Source organism: Streptomyces chryseus, assembly GCF_014650755.1.
GTDB lineage: Bacteria > Actinomycetota > Actinomycetes > Streptomycetales > Streptomycetaceae > Streptomyces > Streptomyces chryseus.
This window is the reverse complement of record NZ_BMVO01000020.1, coordinates 47,789-64,088: the sequence shown is the minus strand read 5'-3', so window position 1 is coordinate 64,088 and position 16,300 is coordinate 47,789. Positions and strand designations below refer to the sequence as shown.

Below are 16,300 nucleotides of genomic sequence, written 5' to 3'. Positions count from 1 at the left end.
GGCGTCTCCTCCCGGCAACCCGAGTGCGCGGGGCGGCGTCGCTCGGCCCCGGCGTGGGGTGGCGTGGGTGGGATGGCCTGCTCGGGGTGGCCCGGGCGGGGTGTGGGACCGATCGGAGGCAGCGGTCTCCCCCGTCCGGATGACCGTTGGCGTGTGCCGCCGTCATGTGCGCGGGGGGTGAGGTGAAGTCAGTCCCCGTCAGGCCCCACCCGTCACGTACGTACAGGAGAGCGAAACATGCTTCGTCGCGTCGCGATCACCCTCGCCGGCATCACCGCCGCCGGCTTCATGGCAGCCGCGCCCGCCGCTGCCACCGCCATGGACTTCGACGGCGGCCCCTCCGACGGCGGCCACTACAGCGACAGCCCCTTCAAGTCCGACCGCTACGGCTGCGACAACCAGAGCGGCGACTTCTACCTCTCCAACGTCGGTGGCCCGTACGGCATCACCGAGATCGAGGCGTCCCACTCCTGTGGGCGCGACCACCACAAGGACAACGGCTACAACGGGCGCGACGGCCACAACGACAAGGACTGACGGCGTCCCCTCGCCGCGTCCGGCCCCGCCTCCCTCGGGAGGCGGGGCCGTTCTGTCAGCGGGGCCGGGTCAGGTGCGTGAACGCTTCGAGGTTTCTGGTCGATTCACCCCGCGACACCCGCCACGCGTACTCCTTGCGGATCGCACCGGCGAAGCCCAGTTCCAGCAGGGTGTTGAAGCTGCCGTCCGCCGCCTCAAGGACGCTGCCCAGCAGGCGGTCCAGTTCGTCCGGGGTCACCGCCGACAGGGGCAGCTTGCCGGCCAGGTAGATGTCACCGAGGCTGTCGATCGCGTAACTCACGCCGTACAGGCGCAGGTTGCGCTCCAGCAGCCAGCGGTGCACCGCCGCGTCGTTCTCGTCGGGATGGCGGATGACGAAGGCGTTGATGGACAGGGAGTGCCGGCCGACCTTCAGTGAGCAGGTCGTGGACAGCTTGCGGGTGCCGGGGAGTTTGACCACGTACGAGCCGGGCTCGGGGCTCTCCCATTCGAGCTCCGCTTCCTTCAGCGTCTTCTCGATGACCTGCTGCGCGTCAGCCATGGTGCGAGCGTACGCGACGGCGGTGTTCGTGCATCGCGGCCGTGTAGACGTCGGCCGTGGCCGACGCGGCGGTGTCCCAGCCGAAGCCCTGCGCGTGCCGGGCTGCCGCCGCGCCCATGGTGTCCACCAGGCCCGGCTCGTCGATGAGGCGCCGCAGCGCGCGGGCGTATCCGGCCGGGTCGTGGCCCTCGACGAGGATGCCGGTCCGCCCGTCCCGTACCGCTACCGGAAGGCCGCCGACCGACGCGGCGACCACCGGGGTGCCGGACGCCTGCGCCTCTATGGCGACCAGGCCGAACGATTCGCTGTACGAGGGCATGACGAGCGCCGAGGCCGCCCGGAACCAGTCCGCCAGGCGGTCCTGGCCGACGGGCGGGCGGAAGCGTACGACGTCGGCGATGCCCAGGCGCGCCGCGAGCTTCTGGAGGCCCTCGGGCTTGGCGAGGCCGCTGCCGCTGGGTCCGCCGACGACCGGCACCACGATCTTCGCGCGCAGCGACGGGTCCTCGTCGAGCAGTACGGCGACCGCGCGCAGCAGGATGTCGGGGGCCTTGAGCGGCTGGATGCGGCCCGCGAAGAGGGGGACGAACGCGTCCTGGGGCAGGCCGAGGCGCTCGCGGGCGGCGGCGCGGCCGTCGGCCGGGCGGAAGCGGTCGAGGTTCACGCCGGGGTGTACGACGGCGGTCTTGGCGGGGTCGGCCTCGTAGAAGCGGGTCAGTTCGTCCGCCTCCTCCGCCGTGTTGGCGATGAGGCGGTCGGCCGCCCGTACGATCTGCGTCTCGCCGATGACGCGCGCGGCCGGTTCGGGGGTGTCGCCATCGGCGAGTGCGGCGTTCTTGACCTTGGCCATGGTGTGCATGGCGTGGACGAGGGGGGCGCCCCAGCGTTCGGCGGCGAGCCAGCCGACGTGGCCCGAGAGCCAGTAGTGGGAGTGCACGAGGTCGTAGTAGCCGGGGCGCTGGCCGGCCCAGGCCTGCATCACGCCGTGCGTGAAGGCGCAGAGCTGCGCGGGCAGCTCCTCCTTGGCGAGGCCCTCGTAGGGGCCCGCGTCGATGTGGCGCACCAGGACGCCGGGCGACAGCTCGACGCTGGGCGGCAGGCCGCCGGTGGTCGCCCGGGTGAAGATCTCGACCTCGATGTTGATGGCGGCGAGGCGCTTGGCGAGTTCGACGATGTAGACGTTCATGCCGCCCGCGTCGCCCGTCCCCGGCTGGTGCAGCGGGGAGGTGTGGACGCTGAGCATGGCGATCCGGCGCGGCTTGCGGTGGTGGCCGCCGGGCAGCCGGAGGCGGGGCGGCGCCGCCAGTGTGCCGGCGAGTCGGGAGACGTACTGGCTCACGTCGACGGTTCCTCCTCGCTCGGGGCATGACGCGGGGAGAGCGCGGTCACGGCCCTCCGTGAGCGCAAACAGCGGAATACCCCCCTCCCATTTCCGTTTTGCCAAATCATTACTTCAGCCGCCTCAACCTTTGCGGGGGCGTGCGGGCGCTTACCCTCGCTTCATGCCCTCCCGCACGTCCCCTTCGCGCCCCGTCGGCGCCGTCACCCGCGGGACCACCAATCCGAACCGGCTGCGTCGCATGGACCGCTGGATCGCCGCCGCGCACGGCCCCGAGCTGCGCCGCAGCGCGGACCCGGTCGCGGTGGACCTCGGGTACGGGGCCGCGCCCTGGACCGCCGTCGAGCTGCTCGGGCGGCTGCGCACCGCCGCGCCCGCCGCCGAGGTCGTGGGCATCGAGATCGAACCGGCCCGGGTCGCGGCCGCGAAGCCGTACGAGCGCGACGGTCTCGCCTTCCGGCACGGCGGCTTCGAGGTCCCGCTGCCCGACAGCCGCCGGCCCGCCCTGATCCGGGCGGCGAACGTGCTGCGCCAGTACGACGAGGGCGAGGTCGCGGCGGTCTGGGCCCGGCTGTGCGGGCGGCTGGCGCCCGGCGGTCTGCTGGTCGAGGGGACGTGCGACGAGATCGGGCGGCGGCACGTGTGGGTCGCGCTGGGGGCGGAGGGGCCGCGGACCGTGACGTTCGCGACCCGGCTGGGGTCGTTGGAGCGGCCTTCCGACCTCGCGGAGCGGCTGCCGAAGGCCCTCATCCACCGCAATGTGCCCGGCGAACCGGTGCACGCCTTCCTGCGGGACTTCGACCGGGCGTGGGCGGCGGCGGCTCCGTACGCCTCGCTCGGCGCCCGGCAGCGCTGGATCAAGTCCGTGCGCGACCTCTCGGCCGACTGGCCGCTGGCGGACGGGGAACGGCGGTGGCGGCAGGGTGAGGTCACCGTGAACTGGGCCGCTCTCCGGCCGCGCACCGGCTGAAACCGTTCGGGATCTTCCCGAACGAGTGATCGCCGGAGGGAACGCGGCGAGCTGCCTGTTCGTCAGAAACCAGTGTGCGGGGGCCTCTGTCGTTTTGACGGGCGGCATGGCAGCATCCCTTTCGCGCCTATGTTACTGACGGTAAATCACATGCGCGAGGTATGTGATGTGGGATCCGGGGGAGCTTGTGAACCGACGTCGCAGCGCCGCGACCGCGATCGCGCTGGTCTGCGCCCTGACCGTGCTGGCCGCGCCGGGACAGGCGTACGCCGATCCCAGTCCGCCGCGCAGCGAGCAGCGGCTCCAGGAGGTGCGCGGCGAGATCGACGCCCTGTACCGCAAGGCCGGGGCGGCCACCGACGCGTACAACCTGGCCGAGGAGCGCGCCGACAAGCAGTCGTCCGAGATCGTGAAGCTGGCCAAGGAGATCGTCGAGGGCCAGCAGCGGATCGAGGACCTCAAGCGGAGGATCGGGGCCGAGGCGCGCGCCCAGTACCGCAGCGGCGGGCTGCCGCCCGAGGCGAAGCTGATGCTCAGCCGCGACCCCCGGCACTTCCTCGACGGGGCGGGGCGGCTGCGCGAGGGGCAGCAGGCGGCCAAGGGGCTCCTGGGCGAACTGTCCCGTACACAGACCGACTTGGAGGCGTACACCGAGGACGCCACCGCCCAGTGGAAACGACTGGAGTCGAGCCGCAAGAAGAAGGAAGCGGCGAAGAAGGAGATCAAGAAGCAGATCGCCGCCGCGGAGAAGCTCGAGTCGACGCTGGAGAAGGACGAGCGCGAGCGGCTTCTGCGGATGGAGCAGGAGGCGGAGTACCGGGCGCAGACCGCCTGGCTCGACTCCGGCGCGCTCGGGGACGCCGCGGGCAGGGCGACGAAGGGCGGCGAGGCCGCCGTCGCCTTCGCGACGGCCCAGATCGGCAAGCCGTACGTCTGGGGCGCCGAGGGCCCGGGCTCCTTCGACTGCTCGGGGCTGACGTCGCAGGCGTGGCTCGCGGGCGGACGCGCCATACCGCGGACGTCGCAGGAGCAGTGGAAGCAGCTGCCGCGCGTCGACGTGAGGGACATGCGGCCCGGCGACCTGATCGTCTACTTCGACGACGCCAGCCACATCGGGATGTACGTGGGCGACGGCGCGATGGTGCACGCGCCCCGTCCCGGCCGGGACGTGACGATGGCCGGGGCCGGTTCGATGCCGATTCTGGGCGTCGTCCGTCCGGACAAGTAGAACCGGATCCCCGGGGGCGCGGCCGAGCCGTCGCGGGCGGCCGTACGGGTGGTCCGGGGCGTGATGTTCGTCATGACCCGGCACCCTGCCGATACGGCCGGATGCGTTGCGGGAGGCGGCATATGGCCCTGGCGGCTTTGCGCACGGCATTCCGCTGGGGCGCCGGGTGACGCTATGGTCCCCGTTTGGCGGAACGTCGATCGTCGTGCCGCCGCACCCTCGGGGGGTGGGAAGGAAACCGAAACCGATGCCCGTACCCGTACCGCGGCAGCGTGAGAGCACGGCCGTGGAGCACGGTCAGGTCCTCCTGCCGAAACAGCAGGCCGGGAGCAGCATGCAGACCGCGGCAGCCGCAGCACCGGTGGCAGCCACGGTCCAGGCCGCCCCGGCCTCCCCCGGCATGTCCGCGAACAGCACCGATCTCACCCTGCTGGTGATCGAGGACGACCCGGCGGGGACGTTCACCGTCCCGTCGCTGCTCGACGCCGCCGGCACCCGTGTCCGTATCCGTACCGCCCGCAACCTCACGGAGGCCGAGCGGCTGCTCACGGACGACGTCCACTGCATCCTGCTCGACCTCGCCCTGCCCGCCCCCTCCTCGGGCGGCGACGGCGAGGCCGGGGACCGGCTGGCGGCCCTGCGGCACGTGCTGCGGCTCGCGCCCCGGCACGCCGTGCTGGCGCTGACCGCCGAGACCGACGCCGACCTGGCCGCCGAGGCGGTGCGCGTCGGCGCGCAGGACTACCTGTTCCGCGACGAGCTCGACGGGCGTCAGCTCAGCCGCGCCATCCGTTACGCCGTCGAGCGCAAGCGCGCCGACCGGGCGCAGCACAAGCTGGCCGAGTCGCGGCTGCGCGCGCAGGAGAACGCCCGCCTGGAGCGCGGCCTGCTGCCGACCCCGCTGCTGGAGGGTTCGAACCTGCGCTTCGCGTCCCGCTACCGGCCCGGGCGCTCACGCGCCCTGCTCGGCGGTGACTTCTACGACACGGTCCGCACCTCCGACGGCACGGTCCACGCGATGATCGGCGACGTCTGCGGCCACGGCCCGGACGAGGCCGCCCTGGGCGTGGAACTGCGCATCGCCTGGCGCGCCCTGACGTTCGCGGGCCTGTGCGGCGACGAGCTGCTGTCCACGCTCCAGCAGGTCCTGGAACACGAGCGGGAGAGCGAGGAGATCTTCGCGACGCTCTGCACGGTCGACATCGCTCCGGACGGCCGGCGGGCCGGGCTGTGCCTGGCGGGCCACCCGTCACCGCTGATCGCACGCCAGGGCCGGGCCGCGCAGCTGCTTCCGTACGAGGACGGGGGCCCGGCGCTCGGTCTGCTGCCCCGCGCCCGCTGGTCGCGGCGGCAGGTCGAGCTGGGCGGCTCGTGGAGCCTGATGATGTACACGGACGGCCTGATCGAGGGCCGTGTCGGCCCGCCCGGGTCGAAGCAGCGGCTCGGTCAGGACGGCATGGTCGACATGATCAACCGCCAGCTGGCGGCCGGGCTCCGGGGCGAGGCGCTGCTGGAGGCGGCGGTCACCGAGGCACGCGACCTCAACGGCGGCGAGCTGACCGACGACGTGGCGCTGCTGCTCCTCGACCGGGGCTGAGGGCCGCCCCTCCCCGGCCGGAGGCGAAGAGCCGCCGCGCCCGGTGGCTAGCGTCCGCCGTTGTACGGCCCGTACGGGCCGTCGCTGCTGCTGCCGCCCTTGCGGCCACCGCCGCCGCCACCCGACACCTGCTTGATCGCGGGCCGTACGTCGACCATGAAGACGATGGTCGCGACCAGTCCGGCGATCTGCAGGAACAGCATCGGGACGAACAGGTTCACGGCGACCGTCACGCCCAGCAGGACCAGCCAGAAGACCTTGGTCTGCTTGTCGGTCGCGCGGTACGCGTCCTCACGGGCCGTCGCGGCGAAGAACAGCGCCACCACGGCGAGGACGAGCATGGCGAGGTTGAGCAACGACAGCAGAGTGCCGAATCCCGAGAGCAACATGCTGGACACCGCCTAGAGAGTGGATGAGCGCCTCGCGGCCAAGGTACCCGGACAACGAGCCGGACACCCACAAGGTGCCCGGCTCACGCCCGTACGGACCCGGCCACCGCCATCGCCGTACGCGCCGCACGTGCCGTCACATGCGGCGCCCGTCCTACTTCTCGCCGGCCGGCGAGGTCTTCTTCGCCGGGGCCTTGCGCGCGGCCGGGGTCTTCTTCGCCTCGGCGGCCTTCGGCTCGTCCTTCCGGGGCTCCGGGTCGGGCTCGACGGCGACGGCGATCTCGTTGATCTCCTCGGCCGCCTCGCCGCGCCACGTCTTCACGCTCTGCTCGCCGTGCTCGGCGACCTTCTCGTACGCCTCACGCGCCTTGACCGCGTACTCGGCGGCCACGCCCACGCTCCGCAGGGCCAGGTCCTGCGCCTGCTCGGTCAGCTTCTTGAAGTCGGTGTCGAGCGCGCCGAGCACCTCGGTGACCTTCGCCTGGACGGTGGCCTGGGCCTCCTTGGCCTGCGTGGTCACCTTCTCCTGGACCGCCTTGGGGTCCGTGTTGCGTACGGCGTCGATGCGCGCCGGGGCCTCGGCCCGCAGCTGCTCGATGAGCGCGGGCACCTTCTTCGCCTGCTGGACGGCCAGGTCCGCGGTGCCGGCCGCGAAGTAGAGGGGGGTCGGGTCGGTGAGGGTCTTGCGCAGGTCATCGGTGATGGCCATGACTGTGGTCCTCCCGGAGCTCAGTTCACTGTGAGGGTGGTGGTGTGCCTGCATCACTGCCGGCCGCGTCGCCAAAGCCGTCGGCGGGGGCGTCCGTACGCGCGTCCGTCTCGACGTCCGCCGCGTTCTCCTTCTGGAACGACTCGTAGATCTGCAGCAGCACCTGCTTCTGCCGCTCGTTGATCGACGGGTCGGCGAGGATGACGGCGCGCGTCTCCAGCTCCTCGCGCCCCTGCTCGTCGAGGATCCCGGCCTGGACGTACAGCGTCTCGGCGGAGATGCGCAGCGCCTTCGCGAGCTGCTGCAGGATCTCCGCGCTCGGCTTGCGCAGGCCGCGCTCGATCTGGCTGAGGTACGGATTGGACACCCCGGCGGCGTCGGCGAGCTGCCGCAACGACAGCTGCGCGTTGCGCCGCTGCTCGCGCAGGTAGCCGCCGAGATTGCCGACGTTGAGTGATGCCATGCCCTCGATAGTGCGGCATGGGCGCTAACTTTTGCAAGCGCATGCTTGCAAAAGTGTTCGCGTGTCGCCCGGGAGGCCCAGGCAGGCCGTCAGGAGCCGGTACGGCCGTCCGCCAGCTCCCGCAGGATGTCCAGGTGCCCGTTGTGGCGGGCGGTCTCCTCGATGAGGTGCAGCAGGATCCAGCGCAGGTTGACGGGGCTCCCGTCGCGCCGGGCGCGCTTCGCCTCGGTGTCCAGGTCGTGGTCGGCGACCAGCTTCCGGTAGCGGGCGCACTGAGCCTCGTAGGCCGAGAGCAGGTCCGCCAGCGGGATGTCGACGGCGATGCGCATCTCGCGGTCGGGGTCCTCGTCCGTCCACGGCCCCTCGTCCTCCTCGCCGAGGAACACCACCTGGAACCAGTAGTACTCGACCCAGTGGAGGTGGCTGATGAGTCCGCACAGCGTCATCAGCGGGGAGCCGGGCAGCGGTGCCTTGCGGGCGTCCTCCTGCGACACGTCGTCGCACTTGGCGCGCGCGGTGTCGCGGACGTAGTCGAGGAAGGTGGCGAGCGAGGCGCGCTCGTCGGGCGTGGGAGGTACATCGGTTCGTGTCATCGGGGTGAATGTTCTTGGCCGGTACGCCCGCTGTCGAGCGATTTTGCGCCACCACGGGCGCCAGGGGTGACCCTGGAGGGTGTCCGGCACCACGACGGGACAGCGACACGGCGAGAAGGAGCAGCACACGTGACAGCGCAAGTGACACGCGCAGACAGCGGTGGCGACGGCACCGGTGCGGTGAAGCTCAGCCCCACCGGCTGGGTGGCCGAGCAGGCCGAGCTGTACGAGGAGTCCGGCGGCACCAGGGGCACCACCGTGCAGGGCGCGCCCTGCCTGCTGCTGGACTACGTGGGGCGGCGCAGCGGCACGGTCCGCCGCACCGTGCTGATCTACGGGCGCGACGGCGACGACCACCTGGTGGTGGCGTCCAAGGGCGGCTCCGACGATCACCCGCTGTGGTACCTGAACATCAAGGACAACCCGCAGGTGCGCCTGCGGGTCGGCACCGAGCGGTTCACCGCCCTGGCCGAGACGCTCTCCGCCGAGGAGAAGGCCCGGGTGTGGCCGCACCTGGTGGACGTCTTCGCGCCGTATGAGAGCTACCAGAAGAAGACCAGCCGCGACATCCCGGTGGTACGGCTGCGCCGCACGGACGTCTGACGCGCGGAGCGTGGAGGGGCGGGCCGCCCGGCGGCCCGCCCACCCGTCACCTCGGTGTCCCCGGAGGTGACTTCGCGCCATTCGGCGGCTCACCCCGGCGTCATCTCCGCCGGAAGCGGAAGCCGGTGCAGCACGTCGAGGCGGCTGACCGCCCGCGTCAGCACGACGTAGAGGCGGTGCAGGCCCCGGTCCTCCGCCGCGGCGATCTCGGCGGGTTCCACGGCGATGACGTGGTCGTATTCGAGCCCCTTGGCGAGCGTGGCCGGCAGCACGGACACCCGGGGCACTTCACCGGTCCCCGCCCCTTCCCGTGCCTCACCGGGCCCGCTGGCCTCACCGGGCCCGTCCGCCTCGCCGCCCCCGCTCCCCTCGGCGACCCCCACCGCCCTCACGCCCGCCGCGTCCAGCGCGGCCAGCAGTTCCGGCACCCGGCCCGCGTCCGCGATGACGCCCACCGAACCCTCCCGGGTCAGGGCCGCCCGTACCGCCTCGACCGTCGCGGTCGTCACTTCCCGCACCTCACGTACCGCCAGTTCGCCGTCGGCGCGCAGCGACCGGCCCGGCGGTACGTCGACGTCGAGCGCCCCGAGCAACCGGTTCGCCAGCTCCACGATCACGGCGGGGACCCGGAAACCGGTGGTCAGCGGCACCACGGCGGCCGTCTCCCTGCCGAGGTGGGCGAGGAGTGAGGACCAGTCGCGGGCCGCCCACGGCGTGGTGCCCTGTGCGAGGTCGCCCAGTACCGTCACCGATCCGAAGGCGACGCGGCGCGCGATCGCGCGGCACTGCATCGGAGACAGGTCCTGCGCCTCGTCGACGACGACGTGGCCGTAGCTCTCGGGGCGCTCGATCAGCCCGGCGACCTCGTCGATCAGCACCAGGTCGGCGGCCGACCATCTGGCGCTCCGCCAGGAACGCGGCGGCTTCGCCCAGCGGACCGCCCGCCGCTCGTCCGCGGTGAGAAGGGGGTCGCGGGGGTCGGTGAGCACCTCGGCCACGATCTCCTCGGGACGCACTTTCGGCCATACCGCGTCGACGAACGCCCCGATCGCCCTCGACCGCCCCATCCGACGCAGCCACTCGTTGCCCGGCGGCCCGCCCCGGCGCTCGGCCCGGAGCTGGAGCGCGCGGACGGCGCGCGTGCGGACGCGCTCGCGGCCGACGGCGTACGGGGGCGCCTCGGCCCGTACCTCCTCGACGATCCGCCGCAGTTCACCGAGCGGGATCCGCCACCGGTACGAGCCGTCGGGCACCTCGACGGCTTCGTCGGGCTCCGCCACCCGTCCGTACAGGGCCCGGTGGAGCACGGCCGCCATCCGGGGGTCGTGCTTGACGGCGGCGGCAGCGGGCCCGTCGTGGGCGCGGACGGGATGACGGGCGATCTCGTCGTCCACCGTCGACTGCCGGATGCCGCCTTCACCGAGGGCGGGCAGCACTTCGGAGACGTAGGACAGGAACGCCCGGTTGGGCCCGAGGATCAGCAGGCCGGCGCGCGTCAGGCGCTGGGGGTACGTGTAAAGGAGGTACGCCGCCCGATGCAGGCCGACGGCGGTCTTGCCGGTGCCCGGCGCGCCCTGCACGCAGACGGACGCGGTGAGCGGGGAGCGTACGAGATCGTCCTGCTCGGGCTGGATGGTGGCGGCGATGTCGCGCATCGGGCCGACGCGGGGCCGCTCGATCTCGGCGGCGAGGATGCCGCCCTCCGGTACGCCGCCGCCCTGCCCCCCGGCCGCCGGTCGCTCGTCCGCGATGCCGGTCAGGCACTCGTCCCCCAAGTCGGTCAGGCGCTCGTCCTCCATGCCGGTCAGGTCCTCGGACGCGCCCTTGCTCCACGGCGCCCAGCCGAACCGGCGGCGCACCAGCACGCCCTGCGGGTCGCGCGCGCTCGCCTGGTAGAAGGCGCGGGAGACGGGGGCGCGCCAGTCGACGACCAGCGGCGGATCGGCGGGGTGCTCGGTGATCCGGCGGCGGCCGATGTAGTGGCTCTGACCGTCGGCCAGGTCGAGCCGGCCGAAGAACAGCGGACTCTCGGGCTCCTCCCGCAACTCCTTCGCGTACGAGCGCAGATGGAAGCCGAGGACTTCGGCGTCGGCACCGGAGGCGGAGACGTCCTCGCCGGTGACGACCTGTTCGCCGGCGCCTTCGGTCATCCGCGCCAGGGCCGCGCGGCAGAGGTCGTGGTAGGTCCGTTCCTGGCTGAGGGCATGGTCGATCGACGTCACCTGCCCAAGATAACGTAACTGAGTAAGAAATTTAACCGAGTATCAAAATATGGTGCCGAGTCCCGCGCGCACCTGCTCGAACGCCTGACGCGCCGCGGCCACGGCCTCCGGCAGCACGTCCTCCGCGCTCGCCCCCGCGGCGATCCGACGCCAGTTCTCCTCCGCGAGGATGCGCTGCACGGCGACGATCTGACCCGCCGCGAGGCGTGCGGCGAGGGGATCGGGGCCGCCGAGCGCGGCGGTGAGCGCTTCCTCGGAGCGCCTCACGTACGCGTGGAGCCGGGCCACCAGGCTCGGCGTCCCGTACAGAAGCCGGTGGAAGGCGAGCACACCGGCGTGGTCGTTGAGCCCGGTCACCGGCTCGCGCCGGTCGAGGCCGGCGAGGAAGTGCCGCTGGAGGGCGTCCAGGGGCGCGAGTCCGTCCGCCCGCCCGGCGGTGACCACCCGGGCAGCCTCGTCCTCGTGGTCGGCGAAACGGTGCAGCGCGAGGTCTTCCTTGGCGGGGAAGTAGCGGAAGAGCGTCGGCTTGGAGATCTCGGCCGCGGCCGCCACCTCGGCGACGGAGACCTCGTCGAACCCCTTCTCCAGGAACAGGGCGATCGCGGCGTCGGAGATCACCCGGTACGTCCGCTGCTTCTTCCGCTCGCGCAAACCACTCATGACGACGAAGGGTACGCGCTTGACCTCAACAGGACTTGAGGTCACAGACTCGCGGGCAGACACCGGCCACGTGGGGAGTGAACGTCATGCGCGCGATTCAGGTAAGGGAGTTCGGCGGTCCGGAGGTACTGGTGGACACCGGTCTGCCGGATCCGGCCGCCGGGCCGGGCGAGGCGGTCGTGGCGGTCTCCGTGATCGACACGATCTACGTCGAGACACAGATCCGGGGCGGCTGGGGGCCGCAGTTCGGCATCGAGCCGCCGTACGTTCCGGGCGGCGCGGCGGCCGGGATCGTGACGGCGGTGGGCGAGGGCGTCGACCCGGCGTGGATCGGCCGCCGGGTGGTGGCGGGCCCGGGCACGGCGGGGACGTACGCCGAACAGGTCGCCGCACCGGTCGACCGGCTCGTCCCGGTCCCGGACGGCCTCGGCCTGCCCGAGGCGGCCGCGCTGGCGCACGACGGCGTCACGGGCACCGGCATAGCGGAGGCGGTCGGCATCCGGCCCGGCGAACGGGTCCTGATCCTGGGCGCTTCGGGCGGCATGGGCACGCTGCTGGTGCAGATGGCGCACGCGGCGGGGGCGCACGTCGTCGGGGCGGCGCGGGGCGGGCGGAAGCTCGATCTCGTACGGGAACTGGGCGCCGACGCGGTCGTCGACTACGCGGAGGCGGGCTGGATCGAGCGGGCCCGCGAAGCGCTCGGGGGCGCGGGAGCCGACGTACTGCTCGACGGCGTGGGCGGCGAACTCGGCCTGGCCGCCTTCGCCCTGACGGTCGACGGCGGCCGCGTCTCGGCTCACGGCGCGTCCAGCGGAGGCTTCGCGCCGATCGACGCGGAGGTGGCGAAGCGGCGCGGGATCACGCTGCGGGGGATCAGCGAGGTGCAGTACGGGGCCGAGGACATCGCGCGGCTGCTGTCCTCGGCCCTGGCGGAGGCGGAGGCGGGCCGGCTGCGCCCGGTGATCGCGCGGACGTTCCCGCTGGCGCGGGCGGCGGAGGCCCACACGGCGATCGAAGCCCGCGCCGTGGCGGGCAAGGCGCTGCTCACGGTACGGGGGCGCGGCTGAGGGGGGCGGGGGTGGGAGCGCCCGCACCCTCACCGCGCTGCGCGCCCCCGCCGCCCCGCCGCTCGACCACCAGCGCTTCGCCCCCGGTGCGCGGCGATCCTGGTCGTCGCCCTCGCCCTCGCTCCGGCGGACGGACGACGCAGGAGGCAGAAGGTGGTTCAGGTCCGCGCCCCGGACCGCACCAGGCCCAGCACCGGTCCCAGGCCCCGTACGACCACCTCCGCGCCCGCTCGCCGCAGGCGCCGCGCCCGCAGGTCGTCGCGCGCGCAGCCGAGGAACCGTACGCCCGCCGCCCGCGCCGCGAGCAGGTCCGCCGGGGCCTCGCCGATCATCACGGCGGTGGCGGGGGCGGCACCCAGCGCCGCCAGGGCGCGGTCGACGCAGTGCGGGTCGGGCTTGAGGCGGCTCAGGTCGGTGGTACGGCCGTACACGTGCGGGGTGAAGCAGCCTGCGAGGCCACGCCCGGCCAGGTAGCGCTCCACCGCCTGCGGGGAGGTGTCCGTCGTCAGCGCGAGGCGCAGGCCGACCGCCACCGACGTACGGATCAGCGGATCGGCGTACGGGGTGGGCCAGGCGGTGGCGGCGGCGCCCAGTTCCTCGCGGGCGAGCTCGCGCTCCAGGGCCTCGGCCAGGTCACCGGCGGGCCCGCCGGCAAGGGCGACGGCCCGCAGGAGGGCCTGCGGGCCGTCGGCCGTCCGTTCGTCCTCCGTCAGCGGCACCTGGTGGCCGCGCTCCTTCAGCCGGTCGATCAGCCCGTCCGCCACCCGGCGCGCCCGCTGGCCGGGGAAGAGCCGGCACAGGGGGCCGTCGAAGCCGAGGAGCAGGCACCGCGCGCCCGTGATCACGTCCCGCAGTCCGTCGGGGTCCGGTGCCGCCTGTGTGGAGTGAGTCGCGTCAGGAGTCACGAGGAGAGTGTCGGGGCCGGCGCGCCGGTGTTCCAGAGCGCGTCGGCCCCCTGGCGTGAACGCCCGGGTGACGGGCGGCCGCCGCTCAGAAGAGGTCAGGGCACCACGGGCGCCTCGGCGTGCGGAACAGGGCGTCGGCGACGGCGGCGGCGCCCGTCGACTCCTCCGTGATCCGGCCGAGCGCCGCCAGCCGTACCGCCGACTCCTCGCCCAGGTACAGCGCCCCCAACTCCCTTACGTCCAGCGTCAGATCGGGCGACTCCGAGGACGGGGCGCACACCGCTCCGTCCGGCGAGGCGTCCAGCCGGAACCGGCCGCCGGCGTGCCCCGCCGCGTCGTGCACCTCCAGGACGAGCGAGGCGGGCACGGCGTACGCGCGAGCCTCCAGGGCCCGTACGACGTCCAGCAGCCGCACCCACAGGTAGTCCGCCTGCGTCAGGATCCTGGCAGCCCGGGGGTCCGGGAGCAGGTGGGGGAGCAGATCGTCGCCGGCGCGGTACCCGGTCCGTACCGTCGTGATCCAGTCCACCGCACAGACGAAGTGCCACAGCGCGCGCTCCGCCGCCGGCGACACCGCGATCAGGTCGCGTACGGTCGCCGTGTTGAGCGGCTGCTTCCCGTCGCCCCACTTCTCGTCGGCCCGGTAGACCAGCAGCCCTTCCACCTCGCCCCGCGCCGAGCGGTGGACGGCGTAGAACGGCTCGGTCCAGGGCTCGACCGATGTCACCACCTGGCCCGTGTTGAGCTGCCACCAGCGCTCGGACCGGTCGATCGCGCCGTGCTGCCTCGCCCGGAAGCGCTCGTGCAGCTCGGGCCCGAGCTTGCGTACGTCGGCCCCGTCGACCAGATCGATCCGGCCCCCGTCGCCGGGTCCCGCCCAGCGCGCGTCGAGCCCGGTGCGGGGTACGTCGATCTCCCACTCGGCGACCGAGGCGGCGGGCCCGAACCCGTACCGCCCGTAGATCGGGTACTCGGCGGCGACGAGCGTCGCCAGTACGTCGCCGCGTTCCTTCGCCTCCGCGAGGTCGGCGCCGATCATCCGGGTGAGCAGGCCCCGGCGGCGGTGCGTCGGTGAGACGGTCACCTGCGACACGGCGCAGGCCGCGACCGTCGCACCGCCCGGCACGGTGAGTTCCTGCGCGAAGGAGCGGTACGTCGCCACACAGCGCCCGTCGTCGAACGCGCCCCGCATGCGCGGGGAGTGCAGGTGCGGCAGCCGCTCCGCCACTTCCTCGGGCGGGAAGACGGGCGGGCGCAGGAAGCCGGTGGCGAGGGCGCGGAGCCAGTCGGGGAACTCGGACTCGGTGACCGTACGGACGTCGACACTCATGCGCCCACGCTAGGCACACCGCCCGTGGCCTGTCGCGAAGATTTCCCGCCCCGGGCGGCTGCCACGGCGGTGCCGGTCACCGCCAGCGGAAGGGCTCCCCCCAGCGGCGCCCCGTACTCAGAACGCCGCCCGTATCTCCCCGACCTCGGCCGCCCCGCCCGTCAGCGGCGAGCGGCCGATCCGCTCCACCACGGGAGCGTCCACGCCGAGCCGCCGCAGCGCCCGCGCCAGCACCGGGCCCAGCGCGCGCGTGGCGCCGTCGTCGACCTTGAACGCGAGGGCGCGGCCGTCCGCCAGCGCCACCGCCTGGACCGCCTCGGCGCCCATCTTGGACAGCACGCCCGGCACCTCCCGCATCAGCCAGGTGTCGGGGCGGCGCGTACCGGCGACGTACTCCGGGTGCGCGCGCATGGCGTCCGCGACGCGGCGCTCGGCCGTGCCCGGCTCGGCCAGCACGAAGTGGCGGAAGGCCGTCGCCAGCCCCACCAGGCTGATCCCCATCAGCGGCGCCCCGCACCCGTCCGTACCGACCGCCGCGACGCGCTCGCCACTGGCCTCCTCGACCACCCGCAGCACGAGCTGCTGCAGCGGATGCGCGGGGTCCAGGTACGAGGCGGCGTCCCAGCCGTTCAGTCCGCAGACCGCCAGCATCGCGGCGTGCTTGCCCGAGCAGTTCATGGTGAGCCGCTCGCGCACCCCGCCCGCCGCGAGGTACGACTCGGCCTCCACCGGGTCCAGCGGCAGGTCCGGCGGGGTCTGGAGGTCCGCCTCCGTGAGCCCGGCGTCGGCCAGCATCTTCCGTACGAGATCGAGCTGGAACCGCTCCCCCGAGTGGCTCGCGGCCGCCAGCGCCAGCCGTTCGCCCGACAGGTCGAGCCCGGCGCGCAGGATGGCCGCCGCCTGCATCGGCTTGTTGCTGGAGCGGGGGAAGACCGGGGCGTACGGGTCCCCGATCGCCAGTTCGACGCTGCCGTCCGCCGCCAGGACGACCAGCGATCCCCGGTGCAGGCCCTCGACGAAACCGGAACGGACGACTTCCGCGAGGACCGGGGATATGACCGGGGACACGGCGGCGGCGGTGCTGGAGGACATCTCGACCTTCCGGGAACGGGTACAGGACCAGGCTCCCGCAAGGCCGGATCGCGGC

17 protein-coding genes are annotated in these 16,300 nt (G+C 73.3%); 6 read left to right on the top strand and 11 right to left on the bottom strand.

Features of this window, described 5'->3' with window-relative positions; genetic code table 11:
* Positions 1–237: 237 nt before the first annotated feature.
* Entirely contained in the window at positions 238–537 is a 300-nt protein-coding gene (locus IE185_RS24805; protein WP_138896937.1) for a hypothetical protein, read from the top strand.
* 55 nt (positions 538–592) lie between these two features.
* Here IE185_RS24805 and IE185_RS24800 read toward each other — a convergent pair whose 3' ends face one another.
* Entirely contained in the window at positions 593–1,078 is a 486-nt protein-coding gene (locus tag IE185_RS24800) for a type III secretion system chaperone family protein (RefSeq protein ID WP_138896938.1), read from the bottom strand.
* A complete protein-coding gene (mshA, locus tag IE185_RS24795) occupies positions 1,071–2,417 on the bottom strand; it encodes a D-inositol-3-phosphate glycosyltransferase (RefSeq protein ID WP_138896939.1) in 1,347 nt (448 codons plus the stop codon). The genes IE185_RS24800 and mshA overlap by 8 nt, the downstream gene beginning before the upstream one ends.
* Positions 2,418–2,580: 163 nt before the next feature.
* On the opposite strand from mshA, the gene IE185_RS24790 reads away from it, so the two are divergent.
* The 3 genes from IE185_RS24790 to IE185_RS24780 all read left to right on the top strand — a co-directional run bounded on the left by IE185_RS24790 (position 2,581) and on the right by IE185_RS24780 (position 6,212).
* Positions 2,581–3,387, top strand: a complete 807-nt coding sequence (locus tag IE185_RS24790) for a class I SAM-dependent methyltransferase (RefSeq protein WP_138896940.1) — start codon at positions 2,581–2,583, stop codon at positions 3,385–3,387.
* A 166-nt stretch (positions 3,388–3,553) separates the two neighbouring features.
* Positions 3,554–4,615, top strand: coding sequence for a C40 family peptidase (locus IE185_RS24785; RefSeq protein ID WP_189716042.1), 1,062 nt, complete (start codon positions 3,554–3,556; stop codon positions 4,613–4,615).
* A gap of 400 nt (positions 4,616–5,015) precedes the next feature.
* Entirely contained in the window at positions 5,016–6,212 is a 1,197-nt protein-coding gene (locus IE185_RS24780; RefSeq protein ID WP_229843685.1) for a PP2C family protein-serine/threonine phosphatase, read from the top strand.
* Between the two features lie 47 nt (positions 6,213–6,259).
* Here IE185_RS24780 and IE185_RS24775 read toward each other — a convergent pair whose 3' ends face one another.
* The 4 genes from IE185_RS24775 to IE185_RS24760 form a co-directional block, all read right to left on the bottom strand.
* On the bottom strand, positions 6,260–6,601 hold the full coding sequence (locus tag IE185_RS24775) for a DUF2516 family protein (protein WP_138896946.1): 342 nt from the start codon (positions 6,599–6,601) through the stop codon (positions 6,260–6,262).
* A gap of 154 nt (positions 6,602–6,755) precedes the next feature.
* Positions 6,756–7,310: a hypothetical protein gene (locus IE185_RS24770; protein ID WP_138896943.1), complete on the bottom strand. Its 555-nt coding sequence runs from the start codon at positions 7,308–7,310 to the stop codon at positions 6,756–6,758.
* A 25-nt stretch (positions 7,311–7,335) separates the two neighbouring features.
* Positions 7,336–7,773 (bottom strand): helix-turn-helix domain-containing protein, encoded by a 438-nt coding sequence (locus IE185_RS24765; protein ID WP_138896944.1) that lies wholly within the window; start codon positions 7,771–7,773, stop codon positions 7,336–7,338.
* An 89-nt stretch (positions 7,774–7,862) separates the two neighbouring features.
* A complete protein-coding gene (locus IE185_RS24760) occupies positions 7,863–8,366 on the bottom strand; it encodes a DinB family protein (RefSeq protein ID WP_138896945.1) in 504 nt (167 codons plus the stop codon).
* 129 nt (positions 8,367–8,495) lie between these two features.
* On the opposite strand from IE185_RS24760, the gene IE185_RS24755 reads away from it, so the two are divergent.
* The gene (locus IE185_RS24755) at positions 8,496–8,969 is read left to right on the top strand and encodes a nitroreductase family deazaflavin-dependent oxidoreductase (protein WP_229843680.1); all 474 of its coding nucleotides are present in this window, start codon (positions 8,496–8,498) and stop codon (positions 8,967–8,969) included.
* A gap of 89 nt (positions 8,970–9,058) precedes the next feature.
* Here the strand turns inward: IE185_RS24755 and IE185_RS24750 are convergent, their stop codons facing one another.
* Positions 9,059–11,191 carry a HelD family protein gene (locus tag IE185_RS24750; RefSeq protein WP_189716040.1) on the bottom strand — a complete coding sequence of 711 codons (2,133 nt, stop codon included), beginning with the start codon at positions 11,189–11,191 and terminating at the stop codon, positions 9,059–9,061.
* A 42-nt stretch (positions 11,192–11,233) separates the two neighbouring features.
* Positions 11,234–11,851 carry a TetR family transcriptional regulator gene (locus IE185_RS24745; RefSeq protein ID WP_138898998.1) on the bottom strand — a complete coding sequence of 206 codons (618 nt, stop codon included), beginning with the start codon at positions 11,849–11,851 and terminating at the stop codon, positions 11,234–11,236.
* An 86-nt stretch (positions 11,852–11,937) separates the two neighbouring features.
* On the opposite strand from IE185_RS24745, the gene IE185_RS24740 reads away from it, so the two are divergent.
* Positions 11,938–12,918, top strand: a complete 981-nt coding sequence (locus IE185_RS24740) for a zinc-binding dehydrogenase (protein WP_189716038.1) — start codon at positions 11,938–11,940, stop codon at positions 12,916–12,918.
* A 158-nt stretch (positions 12,919–13,076) separates the two neighbouring features.
* Here IE185_RS24740 and IE185_RS24735 read toward each other — a convergent pair whose 3' ends face one another.
* The 3 genes from IE185_RS24735 to IE185_RS24725 form a co-directional block, all read right to left on the bottom strand.
* Positions 13,077–13,823: an HAD family hydrolase gene (locus IE185_RS24735; protein ID WP_229843679.1), complete on the bottom strand. Its 747-nt coding sequence runs from the start codon at positions 13,821–13,823 to the stop codon at positions 13,077–13,079.
* 85 nt (positions 13,824–13,908) lie between these two features.
* Positions 13,909–15,153 carry a GNAT family N-acetyltransferase gene (locus IE185_RS24730; RefSeq protein WP_138899294.1) on the bottom strand — a complete coding sequence of 415 codons (1,245 nt, stop codon included), beginning with the start codon at positions 15,151–15,153 and terminating at the stop codon, positions 13,909–13,911.
* A 117-nt stretch (positions 15,154–15,270) separates the two neighbouring features.
* A complete protein-coding gene (locus tag IE185_RS24725) occupies positions 15,271–16,245 on the bottom strand; it encodes an asparaginase (protein ID WP_138896416.1) in 975 nt (324 codons plus the stop codon).
* Between the last annotated feature and the right edge of the window lie 55 nt (positions 16,246–16,300).

Bases quoted from the DNA above. Each gene is read 5' to 3' on its own strand.
- IE185_RS24740 (WP_189716038.1), top strand. From the start codon at position 11,938: ATGCGCGCGATTCAGGTAAGGGAGTTCGGCGGTCCGGAGGTACTGGTG.
- IE185_RS24790 (WP_138896940.1), top strand. From the start codon at position 2,581: ATGCCCTCCCGCACGTCCCCTTCGCGCCCCGTCGGCGCCGTCACCCGC.
- IE185_RS24780 (WP_229843685.1), top strand. From the start codon at position 5,016: ATGTCCGCGAACAGCACCGATCTCACCCTGCTGGTGATCGAGGACGAC.
- IE185_RS24770 (WP_138896943.1), bottom strand. From the start codon at position 7,310: ATGGCCATCACCGATGACCTGCGCAAGACCCTCACCGACCCGACCCCC.
- IE185_RS24745 (WP_138898998.1), bottom strand. From the start codon at position 11,851: ATGAGTGGTTTGCGCGAGCGGAAGAAGCAGCGGACGTACCGGGTGATC.
- IE185_RS24760 (WP_138896945.1), bottom strand. From the start codon at position 8,366: ATGACACGAACCGATGTACCTCCCACGCCCGACGAGCGCGCCTCGCTC.
- IE185_RS24800 (WP_138896938.1), bottom strand. From the start codon at position 1,078: ATGGCTGACGCGCAGCAGGTCATCGAGAAGACGCTGAAGGAAGCGGAG.
- IE185_RS24725 (WP_138896416.1), bottom strand. From the start codon at position 16,245: ATGTCCTCCAGCACCGCCGCCGCCGTGTCCCCGGTCATATCCCCGGTC.
- IE185_RS24805 (WP_138896937.1), top strand. From the start codon at position 238: ATGCTTCGTCGCGTCGCGATCACCCTCGCCGGCATCACCGCCGCCGGC.
- IE185_RS24785 (WP_189716042.1), top strand. From the start codon at position 3,554: ATGTGGGATCCGGGGGAGCTTGTGAACCGACGTCGCAGCGCCGCGACC.
- IE185_RS24765 (WP_138896944.1), bottom strand. From the start codon at position 7,773: ATGGCATCACTCAACGTCGGCAATCTCGGCGGCTACCTGCGCGAGCAG.
- IE185_RS24775 (WP_138896946.1), bottom strand. From the start codon at position 6,601: ATGTTGCTCTCGGGATTCGGCACTCTGCTGTCGTTGCTCAACCTCGCC.
- IE185_RS24730 (WP_138899294.1), bottom strand. From the start codon at position 15,153: ATGAGTGTCGACGTCCGTACGGTCACCGAGTCCGAGTTCCCCGACTGG.